Source organism: Streptomyces sp. NPDC012474 (genome assembly GCF_042955185.1).
Classification (GTDB): domain Bacteria; phylum Actinomycetota; class Actinomycetes; order Streptomycetales; family Streptomycetaceae; genus Streptomyces; species Streptomyces cahuitamycinicus.
Map to the genome: position 1 here is coordinate 67,682 of NZ_JBIBEP010000010.1, position 19,408 is coordinate 87,089.

The 19,408-nt window shown below is 70.1% G+C and carries 14 protein-coding genes and 2 pseudogenes; 11 read left to right on the forward strand and 5 right to left on the reverse strand.

The window, feature by feature from the left end:
• The first annotated feature begins 49 nt into the window (after positions 1–49).
• Positions 50–985, forward strand: a complete 936-nt coding sequence (locus ACFY9S_RS22430) for a GNAT family N-acetyltransferase (protein WP_391131308.1) — start codon at positions 50–52, stop codon at positions 983–985.
• A gap of 212 nt (positions 986–1,197) precedes the next feature.
• Positions 1,198–3,174: a helicase C-terminal domain-containing protein gene (locus tag ACFY9S_RS22435; protein WP_391131309.1), complete on the forward strand. Its 1,977-nt coding sequence runs from the start codon at positions 1,198–1,200 to the stop codon at positions 3,172–3,174.
• Between the two features lie 317 nt (positions 3,175–3,491).
• Here the strand turns inward: ACFY9S_RS22435 and lexA are convergent, their stop codons facing one another.
• Entirely contained in the window at positions 3,492–4,271 is a 780-nt protein-coding gene (gene lexA / locus ACFY9S_RS22440; protein WP_102911867.1) for a transcriptional repressor LexA, read from the reverse strand.
• A gap of 620 nt (positions 4,272–4,891) precedes the next feature.
• Between lexA and nrdR the strand changes: the two genes are divergently transcribed.
• A complete protein-coding gene (nrdR, locus tag ACFY9S_RS22445; protein WP_391131311.1) occupies positions 4,892–5,452 on the forward strand; it encodes a transcriptional regulator NrdR in 561 nt (186 codons plus the stop codon).
• A gap of 161 nt (positions 5,453–5,613) precedes the next feature.
• A complete protein-coding gene (locus ACFY9S_RS22450) occupies positions 5,614–8,505 on the forward strand; it encodes a vitamin B12-dependent ribonucleotide reductase (RefSeq protein WP_391131313.1) in 2,892 nt (963 codons plus the stop codon).
• 84 nt (positions 8,506–8,589) lie between these two features.
• Here the strand turns inward: ACFY9S_RS22450 and ACFY9S_RS22455 are convergent, their stop codons facing one another.
• Complete coding sequence (locus ACFY9S_RS22455; RefSeq protein ID WP_391131315.1) at positions 8,590–9,123, reverse strand: TerD family protein; 534 nt, start codon at positions 9,121–9,123, stop codon at positions 8,590–8,592.
• 155 nt (positions 9,124–9,278) lie between these two features.
• Between ACFY9S_RS22455 and ACFY9S_RS22460 the strand changes: the two genes are divergently transcribed.
• From ACFY9S_RS22460 to ACFY9S_RS22470, 3 genes are all read left to right on the forward strand, one after another.
• On the forward strand, positions 9,279–9,884 hold the full coding sequence (locus ACFY9S_RS22460; protein ID WP_387845915.1) for a YdbC family protein: 606 nt from the start codon (positions 9,279–9,281) through the stop codon (positions 9,882–9,884).
• A gap of 226 nt (positions 9,885–10,110) precedes the next feature.
• Positions 10,111–10,770, forward strand: coding sequence for a histidine phosphatase family protein (locus tag ACFY9S_RS22465; protein ID WP_102913720.1), 660 nt, complete (start codon positions 10,111–10,113; stop codon positions 10,768–10,770).
• Between the two features lie 12 nt (positions 10,771–10,782).
• A complete protein-coding gene (locus tag ACFY9S_RS22470; protein WP_391131317.1) occupies positions 10,783–11,688 on the forward strand; it encodes an ADP-ribosylglycohydrolase family protein in 906 nt (301 codons plus the stop codon).
• Between the two features lie 449 nt (positions 11,689–12,137).
• Here ACFY9S_RS22470 and ACFY9S_RS22475 read toward each other — a convergent pair.
• Positions 12,138–12,291: pseudogene (locus tag ACFY9S_RS22475) on the reverse strand (MFS transporter); the annotation flags it as partial.
• A gap of 4 nt (positions 12,292–12,295) precedes the next feature.
• Here ACFY9S_RS22475 and ACFY9S_RS22480 point away from each other — a divergent pair.
• From ACFY9S_RS22480 to ACFY9S_RS22490, 3 genes and pseudogenes are all read left to right on the forward strand, one after another.
• A pseudogene (locus ACFY9S_RS22480) lies at positions 12,296–12,619 on the forward strand (TetR-like C-terminal domain-containing protein); the annotation flags it as partial.
• 149 nt (positions 12,620–12,768) lie between these two features.
• Positions 12,769–13,470 (forward strand): ribonuclease HII, encoded by a 702-nt coding sequence (locus ACFY9S_RS22485; RefSeq protein ID WP_391131319.1) that lies wholly within the window; start codon positions 12,769–12,771, stop codon positions 13,468–13,470.
• A 68-nt stretch (positions 13,471–13,538) separates the two neighbouring features.
• Positions 13,539–14,168 (forward strand): hypothetical protein, encoded by a 630-nt coding sequence (locus tag ACFY9S_RS22490; protein WP_391131321.1) that lies wholly within the window; start codon positions 13,539–13,541, stop codon positions 14,166–14,168.
• A gap of 284 nt (positions 14,169–14,452) precedes the next feature.
• Here the strand turns inward: ACFY9S_RS22490 and ACFY9S_RS22495 are convergent, their stop codons facing one another.
• Both ACFY9S_RS22495 and ACFY9S_RS22500 read right to left on the reverse strand, forming a co-directional pair.
• On the reverse strand, positions 14,453–15,064 hold the full coding sequence (locus ACFY9S_RS22495) for a hypothetical protein (RefSeq protein ID WP_102912018.1): 612 nt from the start codon (positions 15,062–15,064) through the stop codon (positions 14,453–14,455).
• Between the two features lie 312 nt (positions 15,065–15,376).
• Entirely contained in the window at positions 15,377–17,542 is a 2,166-nt protein-coding gene (locus ACFY9S_RS22500; RefSeq protein ID WP_391131323.1) for a RecQ family ATP-dependent DNA helicase, read from the reverse strand.
• A gap of 142 nt (positions 17,543–17,684) precedes the next feature.
• On the opposite strand from ACFY9S_RS22500, the gene ACFY9S_RS22505 reads away from it, so the two are divergent.
• Positions 17,685–19,364, forward strand: coding sequence for a DUF4192 family protein (locus tag ACFY9S_RS22505; protein WP_391131325.1), 1,680 nt, complete (start codon positions 17,685–17,687; stop codon positions 19,362–19,364).
• Positions 19,365–19,408: the final 44 nt, after the last annotated feature.

Below are 19,408 nucleotides of genomic sequence, written 5' to 3' on the forward strand. Positions count from 1 at the left end.
TTCATCGTCCCTGAGCACATGCCCCACCCCCTTCCGAGAGGAGCGTTCGGTGCCTCCCTCCGACCCAGTCACCGCGACCGGTATCACCGCCCCTGTCATGGCTGACGTGGCTTACAGAAACGGGCACCGTGCCGTCTCCGGTGCCGGTAGCGGATCCGTATCGGCTCCCGGCGCAGAGTCCGGCGGGCATCCGGCCCGCGCGGGCGCGCACAGCGAGGACACCATGGACCTGCGGCTCCCGGACGAGCTCAGCGCGCTCGTTGCGGCCGACACAGTTCAGGCGGTCGATGCACCTGACGGTCTGGGAGGAGTCCGGAGGCGGGACGAGGACGCGGCGCAACCTTCCGTTCCCACCGCCCCGCCGGGTGACCCGTCCCGGCCCTTCGCCGTCCCCCATCACGACGAATCCCCCGACGACCTCCTTGACCGCGTCGCCGAATGGGGCCCGGCCGACACGCCCGCAGGTGTGTTCCGCCTCGTCCCCGCGCGCATCGAACGAGACCTCTCGCTCATCAGCCGTTGGATGAACGACCCCGCAGCCGCGGCGTTCTGGGAGTTGTCCGGACCGCGGGACGTGGCCGAGGACCACCTGCGGACCCAGCTCGCCGGTGACGGGCGCAGCGTGCCGTGCGTCGGCGTACTGGACGAAACACCGATGAGCTACTGGGAGATCTATCGGGCGGATCTCGACCCGCTGGCCCGTCACTACCCGGCCCGGCCTCATGACACAGGAATCCACCTCCTGGTCGGTGCGGTCGCGGACCGGGGGCGTGGCCTCGGCGGTCTGCTGCTCCGGGCCGTGGCCGATCTCGTTCTCGCGCAGCGGCCCTCCTGCGCACGCGTCATCGCGGAACCCGACATTCGCAACACCCCCTCCATCGCCGCTTTCCTGACCGCCGGCTTCCGGTTCTCCGCCGAGGTCGACCTGCCCGTCAAGCGGGCCGCCCTCATGGTCCGAGACCGATCACTCCGGCCCCTTCGGTAGCGCTGTGTCACCGCGCCATCACCCATTGAACGCAGCCCGTGCCGCCGCAGTTCCCATCTGCCGCGCGAATCTTTGAGCGGCTTCGCCACGACCTCGGCCACACGGCAACCCGTCCACCCGCACATCCTCCAGGAGCCCATGGTCTTGATCCCGTCCCCCGCCCGCGCCTTGATCACCCGTTTGTCAGTGCAGGGTCGTAGGGTGGTCGCGCTATGACGAAGCCCTCACTCCCCGAACTCCTGCATGCTGCCGTCACTGCCGTCGGCGGTACGGAGCGCCCCGGCCAGGTGGCCATGGCCGAAGCCGTCGAGGAAGCGATCGACGACGGCTCCCACCTGCTGGTCCAGGCCGGCACCGGTACCGGCAAGTCGCTGGGTTACCTGGTGCCCGCGCTGGCGCACGGCGAGCGGGTGGTCGTCGCGACCGCCACCCTGGCCCTGCAGCGCCAGCTGGTGGAGCGCGACCTGCCGAGAACCGTCGAGTCGCTGCACCCTCTGCTGCGCCGGCGTCCGGAATTCGCGATGCTCAAGGGCCGGTCGAACTACCTCTGCCTGCACCGGCTGCACGAAGGCGTCCCGCAGGACGAGGAAGAGGGTCTCTTCGACCAGTTCGAGGCCGCCGCGCCCACCAGCAAGCTGGGTCAGGATCTGCTGCGGGTGCGTGACTGGGTCGACGAAACCGAGACCGGCGACCGTGACGACCTCACGCCCGGCATCTCGGACCGGGCCTGGGCGCAGGTGTCGGTGTCGTCGAGGGAGTGCCTGGGTGCCTCGAAATGCGCTTACGGCGCCGAGTGCTTCGCCGAGATGGCCCGCGAGCGGGCCAAGCTCGCCGAGGTCGTCGTCACCAACCACGCGCTGCTCGCGATCGACGCCATCGAAGGCGCCCCTGTCCTCCCGCAGCACGAGGTGCTGATCGTCGACGAGGCGCACGAACTGGTCTCCCGGGTCACCGGAGTCGCCACCGGCGAGCTCACGCCCGGCCAGGTCAACCGCGCCGTGCGCCGTGCCGCGAAACTCGTCAACGAGAAGGCGGCCGACCAGCTCCAGACCGCCGCAGAGGGTTTCGAACGGCTGATGGAGCTGGCGCTGCCGGGCCGTCTGGAGGAGATTCCCGAGGACCTCGGGTATGCCCTCATGGCGCTGCGCGACGCGTGTCGCACCGTCATCTCGGGGATCGGCGCGACCCGCGACAAGTCCGTCCAGGACGAGGACGCCGTCCGCAAGCAGGCCCTCGCCTCCGTGGAGAACGTGCACGACGTGGCGGAGCGCATCACGAACGGCTCCGAGTGGGACGTGGTCTGGTACGAGCGCCACGACCGGTTCGGTGCCTCCCTGCGGGTCGCCCCCATGTCCGTCTCCGGACTGCTGCGGGAAAAGCTCTTCGCGGACCGCTCCGTGGTCCTGACGTCGGCGACGCTGAAGCTGGGTGGCGACTTCAACGGCGTCGGCGCCTCCCTGGGCCTCGCCCCCGAGGGCACCGAAGGCGACGATGTTCCGCAGTGGAAGGGCATCGACGTCGGCTCGCCCTTCGACTACCGCAAGCAGGGCATCCTGTACGTCGCCAAGCACCTGGCGCGTCCCGCGCGGGACGGCGATCGCGCGGACATGCTCGACGAGCTCACGGAGCTGATCCAGGCGGCGGGTGGCCGCACCCTCGGCCTGTTCTCCTCGATGCGGGGCGCCCAGCTGGCCGCCGAGGAGCTGCGCTCCCGGATCCCGGAGTTCCCGATCCTCCTGCAGGGCGAGGAGACACTCGGCGAGCTGATCAAGAACTTCGCGGCCGATCCGAAGACGTGCCTCTTCGGCACGCTGTCGCTCTGGCAGGGCGTGGATGTCCCGGGTCCCAGCTGCCAGCTGGTCGTCATGGACAAGATTCCGTTCCCGCGCCCTGACGACCCCCTGATGAGCGCCCGCCAGAAGGCCGTCGAGGACGCGGGCGGCAACGGCTTCATGGCGGTCGCCGCCACCCATGCGGCACTCCTCATGGCCCAGGGCGCCGGCCGTCTCGTACGGGCGTCGGGCGACCGCGGGGTGGTCGCCGTCCTCGACCAGCGTCTGGCGACGGCCCGGTACGGGGGTTACCTGAAGGCGTCACTGCCCGACTTCTGGTTCACGACGGACCGCAACCAGGTTCGGAAGTCGCTGTCGGCCATCGACGCGGCAGCGAAGCAGACGGAAGACGCGTGAGCTGTGGGGGGGGGGGGGGGGCCCCCCCCCCCCCCCCCGCGGGGGGGGGGGGGGCCCCCGGGGGGGCCCCCGCCCGGGGCCGCGCCCGGGCCCCGGCCCCGCGCCCGGGGCCCCCCCCCCCGCGCCCCCCCCCCCCCCCCCCGCCGGGGCGGGGGGGGGGGGGGCCCCCCCCCCCCCCCCACCGCCCCCGCGTCTTCGGGGCTCGCCCGGGTCCGGCAACCGGCCTTGGACAGCGCAGGGCCCCGGAACCGGCGCAGGGGTCCCGGGGCCCGGTCAGAGGGCGGGCCCGATGGGCCCACCCGACGGGGTGCGCGTTGTCAGACGCGCCGCAGCACGGCCACCACCTTGCCGAGGATGGTTGCGTCGTCGCCGGGGATCGGCTCGTAGGCCGCGTTGTGCGGCAGGAGCCAGACATGGCCGTCCTCGCGCTTGAAGCGCTTGACGGTGGCTTCGCCGTCGAGCATCGCGGCCACGATGTCGCCGTTCTCGGCGACCGGCTGACGGCGCACCGTGACCCAGTCACCGTCGCAGATCGCGGCCTCGATCATCGAGTCACCCACGACCTTCAGGACGAACAGCTCACCGTCACCGACGAGCTGTCGGGGGAGAGGGAAGACGTCCTCGACGGACTCCTCGGCGAGGATCGGGCCGCCGGCGGCGATCCGGCCGACCAGCGGCACGTACGACGCGGCCGGCTTGCCCGCCGTGTCCGTGGGCTGCACCGAGGCGGCCTGGTCGGAACCGCGCACCTCGTAGGCGCGCGGGCGGTGCGGGTCACGGCGCAGGAAGCCCTTGCGCTCGAGGGCCATCAGCTGGTGTGCGACGGAGGAGGTACTGGAGAGGCCGACGGCCTGACCGATCTCCCGCATCGACGGCGGGTAGCCCCGTCGCTGAACGGAGTCCCTGATGACCTCGATCACGCGGCGCTGGCGATCGGTGAGTCCGGAGCTGTCCGCCCGGATGCCCGGAGGTCGGCCCGGCAGGGAGCGCTTTTGCCCCTCAGGGTTCGTGGCTTCGTTCATCGCATGCACCGGCTCCAGTCGGCCCTGGGAGCGGTCCTGGGCAGCAATGGCGGCACTGTCTGCGGTGGTGGTCACGTCGGCCCCTCTCGATGGTCTCCCTGCTGGACAACGGTAGTTGCTTTCGAAAGGTTGCGCCAAACACACGTTCGAGTGAAAAATCGCGAATCACCGGACGCGATCATGTGTCCGGGTGTATTGGCGGCCATGCCACGTGGCGGGCAAAAGGGCCCATTGCTGTACTCTTCACCGCCGGGGTGATCACCTCGTGGACTGTGCCCCAGTCTGCCATCCGGCATTGCCCTGCCCCGGGAGCAGCCCTCATCTGTGCGGGAGTCCCACGTCCCCTCCTCGCGGCGCCCACGGTATCTCCGCATGTGCCGCGGCGATACGGCTGTGCGGGAACGGGTGCGGCTGCGTCCCGGGCAGAACCGTCGGTGATGGTGCTCCAGGGGCCCGCGGGGTTCGATGCGGCTGGACCGTCACGCGTCACCTGCGCCTACTCGCGCGACACGCGGGATCGGCCTGGATGTATGAGCCAATCCCCACATCTAGTGGTTGGATTGCATCAGCAGCCCAGAAGTTGTGGTCCCCCGGGTCTCGAGGCTCATGGTCATCGCCTATGCTTGGGGCTGCTTCGTGGGGCGCGAGAGACTCGGCGAGGCTATTGAGTCTGCTGTGAGGAGGGTTGGGAGTTCATGCACTGCCCCTTCTGCAGGCACCCCGACAGCCGTGTGGTCGACAGTCGTACGACCGACGACGGCACGTCGATCCGCAGGCGCCGCCAGTGCCCTGACTGCTCCCGTCGTTTCACGACCGTGGAGACGTGCTCGCTCATGGTGGTGAAGCGGTCCGGAGTCACCGAGCCCTTCAGCCGTACGAAGGTCATCAACGGTGTGCGCAAAGCGTGCCAGGGGCGGCCCGTCACCGAGGACGCGCTGGCCCAGCTCGGCCAGCGGGTCGAGGAGGCGGTGCGAGCAACCGGAAGCGCCGAGCTGACCACCCACGACGTGGGGCTGGCCATACTCGGCCCGTTGCAGGAGCTCGACCTCGTCGCCTACCTGCGCTTCGCCTCCGTCTACCGGGCCTTCGACTCGATGGACGACTTCGAGGCGGCCATCGAGGAACTCAGGTCGCAGACGGGCCACCCCGGCGCGGACGACGGAGACCGCGAGGACGCGGCTGCGGAGAGCCAAGAAGACGACCGCGGGCCCAAAGGGGCGGAACAGGCCCCCGAGCCCGCAGGCGCCGCCGACTGACCGGTGGGCCGGATCCGGAAGGCAGCTCCGGGCCCGGCCGGGCGGCGGCGAGAAGACCTGTTGCGGGCGATGTGAGTGGGTGCCCGCAACACCAGACAGAACACCGTGCCACGGGAACAACGGGGCACTTCAGGGCGTTTTCGCCCGTACAGGGAGGCGGCATGACAGAGACGGCGAGCGGTCCGGCACGGAGTTCCCGCGCCAAGAGCCCCAAGGCGAGCAAGGGCCTGCGTGTCGAGCGCATCCACACCACGCCTGGGGTCCACCCCTACGACGAGGTGACCTGGGAGCGTCGTGACGTCGTCATGACCAATTGGCGCGACGGCTCGGTCAACTTCGAGCAGCGCGGCGTCGAGTTCCCCGACTTCTGGTCGGTGAACGCGGTCAACATCGTCACCAGCAAGTACTTCCGCGGTGCCGTCGGCACCCCGCAGCGCGAGACCAGCCTCAAGCAGCTGATCGACCGCATCGTGAAGACGTACCGGAAGGCCGGCGAGGACTACAAGTACTTCGCCTCGCCCGCCGACGCCGAGATCTTCGAGCACGAGCTGGCCTACGCCCTCCTGCACCAGATCTTCAGCTTCAACAGCCCCGTGTGGTTCAACGTGGGCACGCCGCAGCCCCAACAGGTCTCCGCCTGCTTCATCCTGTCCGTCGACGACTCCATGGAGTCGATCCTCGACTGGTACAAGGAAGAGGGCATGATCTTCAAGGGCGGCTCCGGCGCCGGCCTGAACCTCTCCCGGATCCGCTCCTCCAAGGAGCTGCTGTCCTCCGGCGGCAACGCCTCCGGCCCGGTCTCCTTCATGCGCGGCGCCGACGCCTCCGCAGGAACGATCAAGTCCGGTGGCGCCACCCGCCGCGCCGCCAAAATGGTCGTCCTCGATGTGGACCACCCGGACATCGAGGACTTCATCGAGACCAAGGTCAAGGAAGAAGAGAAGATCCGCGTCCTGCGCGACGCCGGCTACGACATGGACCTGGGCGGCGACGACATCGCGTCCGTCCAATACCAGAACGCCAACAACTCGGTCCGCGTCAACGACGAGTTCATGACGGCCGTCGAGCAGGGCAGCCAGTTCGGCCTTCGGGGCCGGATGACCGGTGAGGTCATCGAGGAGGTCGACGCCAAGTCGCTCTTCCGCAAGATCGCCGAGGCCGCCTGGGCCTGCGCCGACCCCGGCATCCAGTACGACGACACCATCAACACCTGGCACACCTGCCCCGAGTCCGGCCGCATCACCGCGTCGAACCCGTGCAGCGAGTACATGCACCTGGACAACACGTCCTGCAACCTGGCCTCGCTGAACCTGATGAAGTTCCTGAAGGACGACGGCAAGGGCAACCAGTCCTTCGAGGCCGAGCGCTTCCAGAAGGTCGTCGAGCTGGTCATCACCGCGATGGACATCTCGATCTGCTTCGCGGACTTCCCGACGCAGAAGATCGGTGAGAACACGCGCGCGTTCCGCCAGCTCGGAATCGGCTACGCCAACCTCGGCGCCCTGCTGATGGCCACGGGCCACGCCTACGACTCCGACGGAGGCCGCTCCCTCGCCGGCGCCATCACCTCCCTGATGACGGGTACGGCCTACCGGCGCTCCGCCGAACTCGCCTCGGTCGTCGGCCCGTACGACGGATACGCCCGGAACGCCGACGCCCACAAGCGCGTCATGAAGCAGCACTCGGACGCCAACGACAAGGCCGTCCGCATGGACGACCTGGACACCCCGGTGTGGGCCGCCGCCAGCGAGTCGTGGCAGGACGTGCTGCGCCTCGGCGAAAAGAACGGTTTCCGTAACTCCCAGGCGTCCGTGCTCGCCCCGACCGGCACCATCGGCCTGGCGATGTCCTGCGACACCACCGGTGTCGAGCCCGACCTCGCGCTGGTCAAGTTCAAGAAGCTCGTCGGCGGCGGCTCGATGCAGATCGTCAACGGCACCGTCCCGCAGGCCCTGCGCCGCATGGGCTACCTGGAAGAGCAGATCGAGGCGATCGTCGCCCACATCGCCGAGAACGGCAATGTGATCGACGCCCCCGGTCTCAAGCCCGAGCACTACGAGGTGTTCGACTGCGCCATGGGCGAGCGGGCCATCTCCCCGATGGGCCACGTCCGCATGATGGCGGCGATCCAGCCGTGGATCTCGGGTGCCATCTCCAAGACGGTCAACATGCCGGAGACGGCGACCGTCGAGGAGGTCGAGGAGATCTACTTCGAGGCCTGGAAGCTCGGCGTCAAGGCGCTCGCGATCTACCGTGACAACTGCAAGGTCGGCCAGCCCCTCTCCGCCAAGACCAAGGAGAAGGAGAAGGCAGAGATCACGGAGAAGGTCGAGGAGACGATCCGTACCGCGGTCGAGAAGGTCGTCGAGTACCGCCCGGTCCGCAAGCGCCTGCCGAAGGGACGTCCCGGCATCACCACGTCCTTCACCGTCGGCGGTGCCGAGGGCTACATGACGGCCAACTCCTACCCGGACGACGGTCTCGGCGAGGTCTTCCTCAAGATGTCCAAGCAGGGCTCGACCCTCGCGGGCATGATGGACGCCTTCTCCATCGCGGTCTCCGTCGGCCTCCAGTACGGCGTGCCGCTGGAGACGTACGTCTCGAAGTTCACGAACATGCGCTTCGAGCCGGCCGGTATGACGGACGACCCGGACGTGCGGATGGCGCAGTCGATCGTCGACTACATCTTCCGTCGCCTGGCGCTGGACTTCCTGCCCTTCGAGACGCGCTCCGCGCTCGGCATCCACTCCGCCGAGGAGCGTCAGCGTCACCTGGAGACCGGTTCGTACGAGCCGTCCGAGGACGAGGTCGACGTCGAGGGCCTGGCGCAGTCGGCGCCGCGCGCCCAGGAGCTGAAGGCCGTCACCGCTCCGAAGGCAGAGGAGGCGGCCAAGCTCGCCCCGCAGCAGGCCCACACCAGTGCCGAACTGGTGGAAATGCAGCTGGGTATTCAGGCCGACGCCCCGCTGTGCTTCTCCTGCGGCACGAAGATGCAGCGCGCCGGTTCCTGCTACATCTGCGAGGGCTGCGGCTCGACCAGCGGCTGCAGCTGACGCCGAACGCCTGAGCCGATGACGACAGGGGCACCGCCCGCGGGCGGTGCCCCTGTCGCTTTGCCTGCCCCGTCGGCGGGGAGCTCAGGGTCGCTGTGCCGCACCCATCGTGGTGGTGAAGTCCACGGGATCGCCCTCGAAACCACGCAGGTCGGCGCGGAAGTCCCACGGGCCGGAGCCCTCGCGGGCGAACTCCGCGACTGTCGCTGCAGTTGCCCCGAGGACACTCCCGAAGTCGTCCTCCGTGAGGACGGTGTACCCCTCACGGATACGCAATCCGGGGTTGCTCACACTGATGAAGGTGCGCTCCGCCGGGCGCTGCTGGATGACGACACCAACCACCACGCGCGCGTACCGGACATCGAGCCGGTCGAGTTCCAGGGTCATGACTTCGTCGTAGCCGAAGCCCTGGCCGTCCTTGCTGTCGCGGTTGAGAGTGATCGTGCCATCGGGCGAGCGGCTGTCGAAGTGCACCACATATGCGGGGTCGCCGTGCGGATCGTCCGCCAGGTAGGTCGCCGCGACCAGATCCAGGTCGGTGGACGGCTGTCCCGCCGGGCTGGGATCCCACCGCACCGCGATCTCGACCTTGCGAAGCCCCTTGTTGAGCCCGTCCACCAGAGTCCCCTTCCCCGTACCGACCCGTCCGTCGTACCCAACTGCCGGGCCCTCATGACCGTTTGTCCATCCTGCCACGCGTGTGGCTGCGCGCGTGGGGGAGCGGACCACCCAAGAGTGACCGACGCCACGCTCCGTGGCCTTACCATGGCGCGGTGCTGGTCAAGTGGATTCGCTGCACCGTGGTGGACCGCCGCGGTTTCGAGCGGGGGCAGCGGAAGTGGGCGGGGCTTCTGGGGGAGCCGGGATTTCGCGGGCAGGGGGGTGGCTGGAGCCGGGGACGGCCGGACGTGGCGCACATCTTCGCGTTCTGGGAGAGCCGCGCGTTCTACGACTCCTTCATGGCACGTTCGCACGACCGGCTCGCGTCGACCCAGGCGGGCACGTTCAAGGACGCCCAGGTGCGGCTCTTCGACTATCGCTTCGATGTGAAGACCGGTTTCGAACCGCGCTTCACCGACGCCGACCTGCTCCGGGTGGCGCTCTGCCGCATCCACGAGGAGCGGGCCGAGCACTTCGTGCTGATGCAGGAGAAGGTCTGGAACCCGGCGATGGCCGGCTCGCCCGGCATGGTGCGTGGGTTGTTCGGTGAGGCGCCGGGGAACGAGTTCCTGGTGCTGTCGATGTGGCGCTCGGCCGCCGAACACGGCAAGTACCGCACCGAACGCGTGGAGCGGCTCGCCTTGAGGGCACAGACGGAGGCGGACGTTGCGGCGCTCACCGGGGACGTCGTGGACATGGAGTCGAGCTGGACGGTCTGATTTCGCGCGTAGGACGGGTGCTCCGGACGGGGCGGGCGGGTGCTCGGACCGGTACGGCGCACCGGGCTGTGACTTAGACGGCGTGGCGCCGTGAGGCCGCGGCGGAGCTGTTCTGTTCGGACAGGCGTGCGACCGGTGTGATCTGTGGTGCAGGAATCATGTGACCTACGCTGTATGGGTGTGGCAGGAGTGCTCCACCGGCCCTCACCCGATCTAGGGTCTTGGCATGGCACGACCACGGCGCATCGTCCTTGTCCGGCACGGCGAGTCAACGGGCAATGTTGATGACTCCGTCTACGAGCGTGAGCCCGACCACGCCCTGGCGCTGACCGAGCGTGGTCGGCGGCAGGCGGAGGCGACGGGCGAGCATCTGCGCCGGCTCTTCGGCGACGAGCACGTCAGCGTGTACGTCTCCCCGTACCGTCGTACGCTCGAGACCTTGCGCGCGTTCCACCTCGACTCCGGACTCATACGGGTGCGCGAGGAACCCCGGCTGCGCGAGCAGGACTGGGGCAACTGGCAGGACCGGGACGAGGTCCGCCTTCAGAAGGCCTATCGAGACGCGTACGGCCACTTCTTCTACCGCTTCGCCCAGGGCGAGTCGGGCGCCGACGTCTACGACCGGGTCGGCGGCTTCCTGGAAAGCCTGTTCCGCAGCTTCGAGGACCCCGACCACCCGCAGAACGTCCTCATCGTCACCCACGGCCTGGCCATGCGGCTCTTCTGCATGCGGTGGTTCCACTGGACGGTGTCGGAGTTCGAGTCGCTGTCGAATCCCGGGAACGGCGAGGTGCGGATGCTCGTTCTGGGGGACGACGGCAAGTACACCCTCGACCGGCCGTTCGATCGTTGGCGAGATCCCGAGCCGTACGGGATCACCGGATAGAGTTGCAGGGCGATGACCGCTGATTCCTCACCCGACGTGCGCCTGGACCGCGCCCTGGCCTGCCTGCGCGGACTGTCCGTCGGAGACGCCCTGGGCTCCCAGTACTTCGTGCCGGTGAACTACCCGCTGCTGAAGCGCCGCGAGGTGCCGCCCGGGCCTTGGCAGTGGACCGACGACACGGAGATGGCCGGCTCGGTCGTCGCCGTCCTGGCCGTCCACCACCGCATCGACCAGGATGCCCTGGCCCGCTCCTTCGCCGAGCACCACGACTTCGACCGGGGCTACGGCCCTGCGGTCAACCGCATGCTGCGCCTCGTCCGGGAAGGTGGGGACTGGCGGGAGCTCGCCGCGGCACTCTTCAAGGGGCAGGGTTCCTGGGGCAACGGCGCGGCGATGCGGATCGCCCCGCTGGGCGCCTGGTACGCGGACGATCCGGAGCAGGCGACCCACCAGGCGGAAATCTCGGCGTACACGACCCATCAACACCGCGAGGGCGTCGTGGGGGCCATGGCCGTCGCCGCGGCAGCCGCGTTCGCTGCCGCCCCCGACGGGCCGCCCGGCGCCGAAGCCCTCCTCGACAGTGTCATCGACCTGGTACCCAAGAGCGCCGTGGGCGCGGGACTTCGCCGGGCCCGGGACATGCTCGACTACGGCGACCCGGGCACGGTGGCGGCTGTACTGGGCTGCGGGCGGCGTACGACCGCCCACGACACCGTGCCCTTCGCTCTCTGGTCGGCCGCGAGAAGTCTCGGCGACTACGAGCAGGCGTTCTGGACGACCGCGCAGGTGGGCGGGGATGTCGACACCACGTGCGCGATCGTCGGCGGCGTGATCGCCGCGGGGAAGGCTGGGACACCGCCCACCGAGTGGGTGGAGCGGACGGAGCCGCTTCCGCACTGGGTGCCCACGTCGATCTGACGGTCGGACTCTCCGCTCCTTCGCAAACTCTCCGTGAGTATCGGGAACTCTCCGTGACTGTTCGCCCGTTGTCCTGGCACTCGCCGTGCGAGCCATCGAGGGCGTACAGGCCGGAGTGGGAAGGGGGTGGCGGGTGGTCATGGAGGCTCTGCTCGCCGTTCTGGTTCGCTGGTGGGGCGCTGCCGTCCGTTGTGCGGGACGGGCGCGGGTGGCCGCGCTGCCGCCCACGCTGTTGCGCCCCCTGATGCAGTCCGGCGGTCCGCGGTCGGCGGCGAACCGGCTCGCCACCCCTCGGTGGGCCTGTGTCGGGCCCGCCGACGAGCCGCCGGCACCGGTTCGCGGCGCTCCCTCGTCAGCCGACCCCCGGTCCGGCCGAGCCGGAGAGTGCCTCCAGGCCGCTCTTGCGGACCCGGACCATCAGCCAGGCCCTGGCCAGGGGAGATACGGCCCATGCCGAGCATCGCCGTGGCCGGGCTCAGCACGACCACGTACGTGCCCGAGCGGTTCCGGGTCGGCGGACATCCGTAGCGGGGTGATCGGCTCCTCGGCCCGGGACTCGATGATGCCGAAGGGCAGCATCAGCACCACGGTGGCGAAGGACCCGGCGCTGTGTCTGCGATCCCCTGACGCCACATTCTCCCGCCCTGGGTTCGCGCTTCGCTCGGTGATTCACGAGTGCGACACCGTGCAGGCCGAACGCTTCCTGGCGTGATCTTCGAGGGGGCTGTGGAGCCCGCCACGAGGATGTTGCGGGAGGTCGTCGATAGGGGGTTCGGGCGAGGCGAGGTGCGCCCCGAGGTTGTGAACGGCTATGTCTTCGACGCCATACCGGCGATGATGATGTACCCGCTCGAAAATGTGCGACTGTGAATGTCGGGATGGCGAAGTCGCCGAACTGACCGACCAGTTGATGGTTCCGCTCCTGCGGCCGCACAAGTTCCCGCGGCGGGCCGGGAGGCCTGGTGCCGCGGCCGGACGGTTCCCGACGCTCCGGTCGGCCGATGCCTGACCGGGTTGTTCGCGGGCCGCGGCGGGCCGGGGTGTCGCGGGCGGTTCCAGGCGGCGTAATCTAGGGGCGCCATGCCGTACGAACCGCCTACTCACACCGTCGAGCGCTCCCTTCGAGCCACGACCGGAGCGAAGATCGTTGCAGGTGTCGACGAGGTGGGGCGCGGCGCGTGGGCCGGTCCCGTCACCGTCTGCGCGGCGATCACCGGACTGCGCCGTCCCCCCGATGGGCTCACGGACTCGAAGCTGCTCACCATCAAGCGACGTACCGTCCTCGCCGAAGAACTGCGGACCTGGGTGACGTCGTACGCGCTGGGGCATGCCTCTCCCGAGGAGATAGACGCCCTGGGGATGACGGCCGCGCTGCGGCTCGCGGCGGGGCGTGCGCTGGACGCACTGCCGGCCCGTCCCGACGCGGTCATCCTCGATGGCAAGCACGACTACCTCGGTGCGCCCTGGCGGGTCCGTACGGTGATCAAAGGCGACCAGTCCTGCGTGGCGGTCGCGGCGGCCTCGGTGATCGCCAAGGTCCAGCGCGACAAAATGATGGCCGAACTGGGTATCGACCATGCAGACTTCGGTTTTGCGGACAACGCAGGGTATCCATCACCCGTGCACAAGGCCGCACTGGCGGAGCGGGGCCCCACCCCCTACCACCGTTTGTCGTGGGCGTATCTTGATGCGCTGCCCCAGTGGCGGCACCTCAAGAAGGTCCGCAACTGGACGGACGGAAGCGTTCCGGAGATCGAGGGTCAGCTCGGCTTCGACTTCTGACGGTTTCGTTCGCACCCATGCGCCACCCGCCGACGCGGGCCGCACCAACGTTTGATAAATATCAACCCATGCCTCTCATTCCCGAGGAGCCTCAGATTCACGAGAGTGCCCAGGGTCCCCGCGCCACGCCGGCCAGCGGCCGCACCGCGCCGACCCCCCGTCCCGTACCCGGCCCCCGTCCTGCGGCTTCGTCGCGTCCCGGTCGCCCCGGCCCTCTTCGGCCGACGCCGCCGGTGCAACGTACGCCGCGCGAGGTGGCCGCCAAGCCCGCTCCGTCGGGCCCCGCCGCCGGTGCCGCCGCTCCGGCCGCCCCGCAGATCCAGCTGATTCCGGCTTCCGTGGAAGGGGCGCTGGACGCCGCCGAGGAAGCAGTGGACCTGCTGCTGGATTCCGGTCGTGCCCCCGGCGACGTGCTGGTGATCACGACCGGGGAGCAGCACCCGTGGGCTGCCCACGAGCTGTCCTTCGGTGAGACCTCCTACTGGGCCCAGCATGACGCCGGCGACGATGTCTTCTACACAGATGTCACCATCGCGGCCCGCGCCGCGTCGCGTCCGGTGGTCGTGGTCGCCGTCAACGGCGGTCCCGAGGCAGCAGCTTCGGGTGCCCTGTCCGCGGCCCACTCCCGGGCCGGTGCCCTGCTGATCGTGTGCGGCGACCCGCAGCGGATCAACTCGGTGCTGGGCGCGGGCGTTTGAGCCGATGCCTTGGCGCTCCGGCAGGGCGCTGGGGTGACTTCGGGCGCCGCTACGGCGGCGCCGCACGGCGGGCGGTTCGCCGTGCCCGGAGGGCGGGAGATCGTGCTCGCTTGAGGCCTGACGGTCAGGAGGGTGCTTCCGCTGCTGTGGCAGAGCGCCGTGCGTGCGGTTCGGCCAGGGTTCTGGTGCTGGTTCCGGTAGGCCGCCCCGCAATCGGCGTGTGTCGTGCGAGGAGGCGCGGTCGACAGGCCGACAGCCCGGATCGGGAACGGTCCGCCCGGGACTCAGCGTGCCGCCGCTGCTCGGCGCAGAACCTCGGAGGCGCCGCCGGTGCGAGGTATGGGCGGCGGCGCCTCCGAGGTGGCGAACGGCTCCGGTGCCGAGGCCGAGTGGGGGCGGCGTCCGCCGCGGCCCTCGCCGAGGACCTGCCAGCCGTCACGGGTCAGCGTGATGTACGCACCGCAGCGCAGCCCGTGCAGGGTGCACGCGTCGCGCAGCCCCCACATCCACGCACCGTCCTCCTCCGTCCAACGCGCGTCGCCCTCACGGCAGTAGAGCAGCACCGCGGTGCGTACCGGCGTGCGACGGCGCAGGTCGTGCGGGATGACCCGGCGCAGCTGCGCGAGGAGAGCGTTGCGGAACATCCAGCCGTCGGCCGGGGCCGGACGGCGCACGAACGAGGCACTCGCCCGCAGCCGCTCGTCCGGGTCGAGCACGGCGACGACAGCGGTCGCGGGCTGCGGGTGGTGACGGGCGTGCAGTCCGCTGACGATCTCACGAGGGTTGCGCAGGAGTGGGATCCCGGCGGCGGCCCATTCCGCGGGTTCGAGCAAGCGGTTGGCGGAAGCGGCGGACCTCGACGCCGCTGCCGAGGCCGGAGCGAATCCGAAGGTCACGGTCCTCCCTTCGGCTACGCGCCCACACTGCGGGCGGGGTCGGATTCCTGGGAGCGCGCACCGCAGCGAGGCCCTACCGGAGCGGCCGGCGAGCCGTGCGGGAGCAGACCTCAATTCTTCCTGTCGAACTTGAATGCGGCAACGAGCAATTGAGGCAGCAGACCGTTATCAGATGATGCGCGGCTAATATCCCCACCGTATGTGTCGCCGGACCACCCATGGGGCGTTCGAGCACGACACGTTCGTACGTCATGAGGGTGTTCGGCGTCCAGAGGCGTGCGCCGGGCAGCCGCCCCGCCCGGTGGCCCGCCGTCAGCCCTGCACGGCCAGCACCAGTGGCAACACCCCCTGCGCGCCGGAGCGTCGGAGCATGCGCGCCGCGACCGCGAGGGTCCAGCCGGTCTCCGTGTAGTCGTCCACGAGAAGGACCGGGCCCTGGGCCTCAGCGAGGGCGGAGGCGAGGGCAGGAGGCACGGCCAGAGCCCCGTCGAGTGCCTTCAGCCGCTGGGCGCTGTTGCTCCGGGAGCCGGAGTGCGCGTCGCCGGTGTACTCGACGGCGCCCAGCAGCGGCAGCCGCCCGATCTCGGCGATGCGCGCCCCGAGGGAGCCGATCAGCTGCGGTCGAGTGCGCGAGGCGACGGTGACGACGCCGGCCGGGCGAGGACCGGCCTCCGGTGCGCCCGGGGCCCAGCCTCCGGGACCCCTGGCCCAGTCGGCCAGTACGTCCACCACGGCCTTCGCCACGTCGTCGGGCACCGGCCCGTCGGGGGCCTGGGGCGCGAGCATGGGCCGCAGCCGGTTCCCCCACCCGATGTCCGACAGCCGTCCCAGTGCACGCCCCGACGCGGCCTGTTCGCCGGCCGGGATGCGCCCCTTGAGCTCCACTCCGATCGCCGGCAGCCCGGTGGGCCACATGCGTCGGGGCTCCACCTCGACACCTGCCCGGCCGAGGTCCACACGCGCGGCGTCGAGCGCCTCCGCGGACATGTCGGCGGTGAAGCGCGGACCCGCGCAGTTGTCGCAGCGACCGCACGGTTTGGCGGCCTCGTCGTCCAGCTGCCGCTGCAGGAACTCCATGCGGCAGTCGGTTGTCGACGCGTACGCGCGCATGGCCTGCTGCTCGGCGTCGCGCTGACGTGCCACCCACGCATACCGCTCGGCGTCATACGTCCAGGGTTGCCCGGTCGAGATCCAGCCGCCCTTGACGCGCTTGACCGCTCCGTCCACGTCGAGGACCTTGAGCATGGTCTCCAGGCGGGAGCGGCGCAGCTCCACCAAGGGCTCCAGGGCGGGCAGCGACAGGGGCTTCTCCGCATGCGCGAGGATGTCGAGCGTACGGCGCACCAGGTCTTCCGAGGGGAAGGCGAGTGACGCGAAGTACTTCCAGATCGCCTCGTCCTCCTTGCCCGGGAGCAGGAGCACCTCGGCGTGCTTCACGCCTCGTCCCGCGCGCCCCACCTGCTGGTAGTAGGCGATGGGGGAGGAGGGGGAACCCAGGTGGACCACGAACCCCAGGTCGGGCTTGTCGAAGCCCATCCCGAGCGCTGACGTGGCGATCAGCGCCTTCACCTTGTTGCCGAGCAGATCCTCCTCGGCCTGCTGACGGTCGGCGTTTTCCGTCTTGCCCGTGTACGACGCGACCGTGTGCCCCCGCTGTCGGAGGAAGGCGGTGACCTCCTCGGCGGCGGCCACGGTGAGGGTGTAGATGATTCCGGACCCCGGCAGCTCGTCGAGGTGCTCGGCCAGCCAGGCCATGCGGTGCGCGGCATCCGACAGTCCGAGGACGCTCAGGCTCAAGCTGTCCCGGTCCAGCGGGCCCCGGAGCACGAGGGCGTCCGAGCTGCCGCCGGTACCGAGCTGTTCCGCGACGTCGGCCGTCACGCGCGCGTTGGCCGTGGCGGTGGTCGCGAGCACCGGAACACCCGGTGGGAGATCGGCGAGCATGGTGCGCAGCCGACGGTAGTCCGGCCGGAAGTCGTGGCCCCAGTCGGAGATGCAGTGGGCCTCGTCCACCACCAGGAGCCCGGTGGCGGCCGCGAGGCGGGGCAGCACCTGGTCCCGGAAGTCCGGGTTGTTCAGCCGTTCGGGACTCACCAGCAGGACGTCCACCTCGCCGGCGGCGATCTCGTCCTGAACGGCTGCCCACTCCTCGGTGTTGGAGGAGTTGATGGTCCGGGCGCGAATGCCGGCCCGAGCCGCCGCCTCGACCTGGTTCCGCATGAGCGCGAGCAGCGGTGACACGATCACGGTCGGGCCACTGCCCCGGGCCCGAAGCAGCGAGGTCGCCACGAAGTAGACCGCGGATTTTCCCCAGCCCGTGCGCTGGACGACCAGGGCACGGCGTCTGTCGGCGACCAGCGCCTCGATGGCCCGCCACTGGTCCTCGCGCAGCCGGGCCTCTCCCGAGACGTCCCCGACGAGACGGGCGAGGACCGCGTCGGCAGCCGCCCGGAGTTCCGCGTTGCTCGTGTGCTCCATGCGTTCCATACAACAGGACTGGACTGACATCCGGAGCGGCGCACCGGTACCTGTGGACGCGGCGGCCCGGGACTGACGTGTTCCTGATCGGACTTTTCCACAGGCTCAAGCGGAGGTTTGGGTTCCGCGAGATCGTCTTCGCATGACGAACCACAGCGAAACGACCGGATCCCCCGAGAACGGCGACATCACCGGGCCCGAAGCGCAGGACGGGCGGAAGAACGGTGAGCAGGAGAAGAGGGCGAGCGACGCCTCCCGGCCGCACGCCTCAAGCCCCGCCTACGACAGTCACGGCGGCGAGCACCAGGTCACCCTGCGCACTCCGGCCGAACTGGCCGATGCCCTGCCGTACCTGCTCGGATACCGGCCCGAGGACAGCATCGTCCTGGTCGCTCTGCACGACAGCGACGGACGCGGGCGGTTCGGAGGCCGGGCCCGTCTCGGTATCCCCGCGAACGCGGACGACTGGCCGTCCGCGGCCCGGCAGCTGTCCCATGGGCTTGTGGCGGGCAGCGAGCGCCGAGGTGCACGGCCCGAGTCGATGGTCGCCTTCCTGTGCCAGGAACCGGAGAAGGGCCAGACCGGCCGGCAGGTGATGGAGCGGCTGAGGCCTCTGGCCCAGAGGCTGCGCGTCGAGTGCGGTTCCCTCGACGTGGTGGTGGTCGAGGCGCTGTGCATCTCGGATGGCCGGTACTGGTCGTACTGCTGTGACAACGCGACATGCTGCTCCCCCGAGGGAGCCGCCATGGGCCTGCCCGGCACCTCCGTGCTGGCCGCGGCGGCCACCTACGCCGGTATCCAGGTACGCGGCACGCTTCGGGAGCTCCGGGCCAGGCTGCTGCCCTGGGAGAACGCCGCGGCCCTCGAGCAGGAGGCCGCCCTGGACACCGCCAGCATGGCGTTGGTGCCGAAGATCCTGGACGACGCGGGCCGTGCCGTCGTGGCCGGCGAGACGCTGGAACTGGCCGGGAGGGTCCTGAACCGCTTCGCCGAGGCACAGCCCGTGACCGGCATGCTCCTGGCGGATCTCCGCGACGACGAACTGCTCGGGTACGACGAGGCCGCCCGATTGATCCTCGGCCTCCAGGACCGGGCGACCCGGGACCGCGCGGCCGAGTGGATGGAGGGCGAGGAAGCCGGACGCGCCCTTCGCCTCTGGCGGACACTGGCTCGGCGCTGCGTCGGGCCCTACGGAGAGCATGCCGCCGTGCCGCTCACCCTCGCCGGCTGGGTCGCCTGGTCCACCGGCGACGAACTGGAGGCCCGCGAAGCCCTCGCCATGGCCCTGGGAGCCGATCCCGACTACCTCTTCGCCCGGCTTCTGCACCAGGCCTGCAACGAAGGTCTCGACCCGGAGTCGATCCGCAGCTGCCTGCGATCGGAGCGAAAAGGCCGTGGGTCCACTGTGGCTGATCTTTTGGAAGCACGGGCGGACAGTGACGAGTCCGACGGACGCGAGACGTCCGCGGCGCGCGAAGAGCCACACGACAAGCCCGCACCGGCAGCGATGCCGTCACGCCGTCGCCGTCGCTCCGCTCCTGCCGGCACCGCCGGAGCCGCCTCCGGCCGTGCCCGCGCGGAAGACCGTGACACGGGCACCCGGGCTCCCCGACGGCGTCCATCCGCGAGCATCAAACACCCTGCCGGTGTCCGCGAAACCGGTCCTCGTCCAGGCCGTGCGGCAAGGGCGAGTACCGCGCGATCGGGAAGCGTGCGAACGGGCGGCCCGCGTGCGCGTACGACGCAGAAGGCAGCCATGCCCGACCGGGACACGGGCCAAGAAGGTCTACGACCCCGCCCCGACAAGAACGGCGAGGAGTGAGCCCTCGCCGCGAGGCTTCGAGGTTCCTGAGGCCGGCCCCAGGG

Excerpts from the sequence above, each read along its gene's own strand:
- ACFY9S_RS22490 (WP_391131321.1), top strand. The coding sequence starts at position 13,539 with ATGCCTCTCATTCCCGAGGAGCCTCAGATTCACGAGAGTGCCCAGGGT.
- ACFY9S_RS22485 (WP_391131319.1), top strand. The coding sequence starts at position 12,769 with ATGCCGTACGAACCGCCTACTCACACCGTCGAGCGCTCCCTTCGAGCC.
- ACFY9S_RS22505 (WP_391131325.1), top strand. The coding sequence starts at position 17,685 with ATGACGAACCACAGCGAAACGACCGGATCCCCCGAGAACGGCGACATC.
- ACFY9S_RS22435 (WP_391131309.1), top strand. The coding sequence starts at position 1,198 with ATGACGAAGCCCTCACTCCCCGAACTCCTGCATGCTGCCGTCACTGCC.
- ACFY9S_RS22450 (WP_391131313.1), top strand. The coding sequence starts at position 5,614 with ATGACAGAGACGGCGAGCGGTCCGGCACGGAGTTCCCGCGCCAAGAGC.
- nrdR (WP_391131311.1), top strand. The coding sequence starts at position 4,892 with ATGCACTGCCCCTTCTGCAGGCACCCCGACAGCCGTGTGGTCGACAGT.
- ACFY9S_RS22470 (WP_391131317.1), top strand. The coding sequence starts at position 10,783 with ATGACCGCTGATTCCTCACCCGACGTGCGCCTGGACCGCGCCCTGGCC.
- ACFY9S_RS22465 (WP_102913720.1), top strand. The coding sequence starts at position 10,111 with ATGGCACGACCACGGCGCATCGTCCTTGTCCGGCACGGCGAGTCAACG.
- ACFY9S_RS22500 (WP_391131323.1), bottom strand. The coding sequence starts at position 17,542 with ATGGAGCACACGAGCAACGCGGAACTCCGGGCGGCTGCCGACGCGGTC.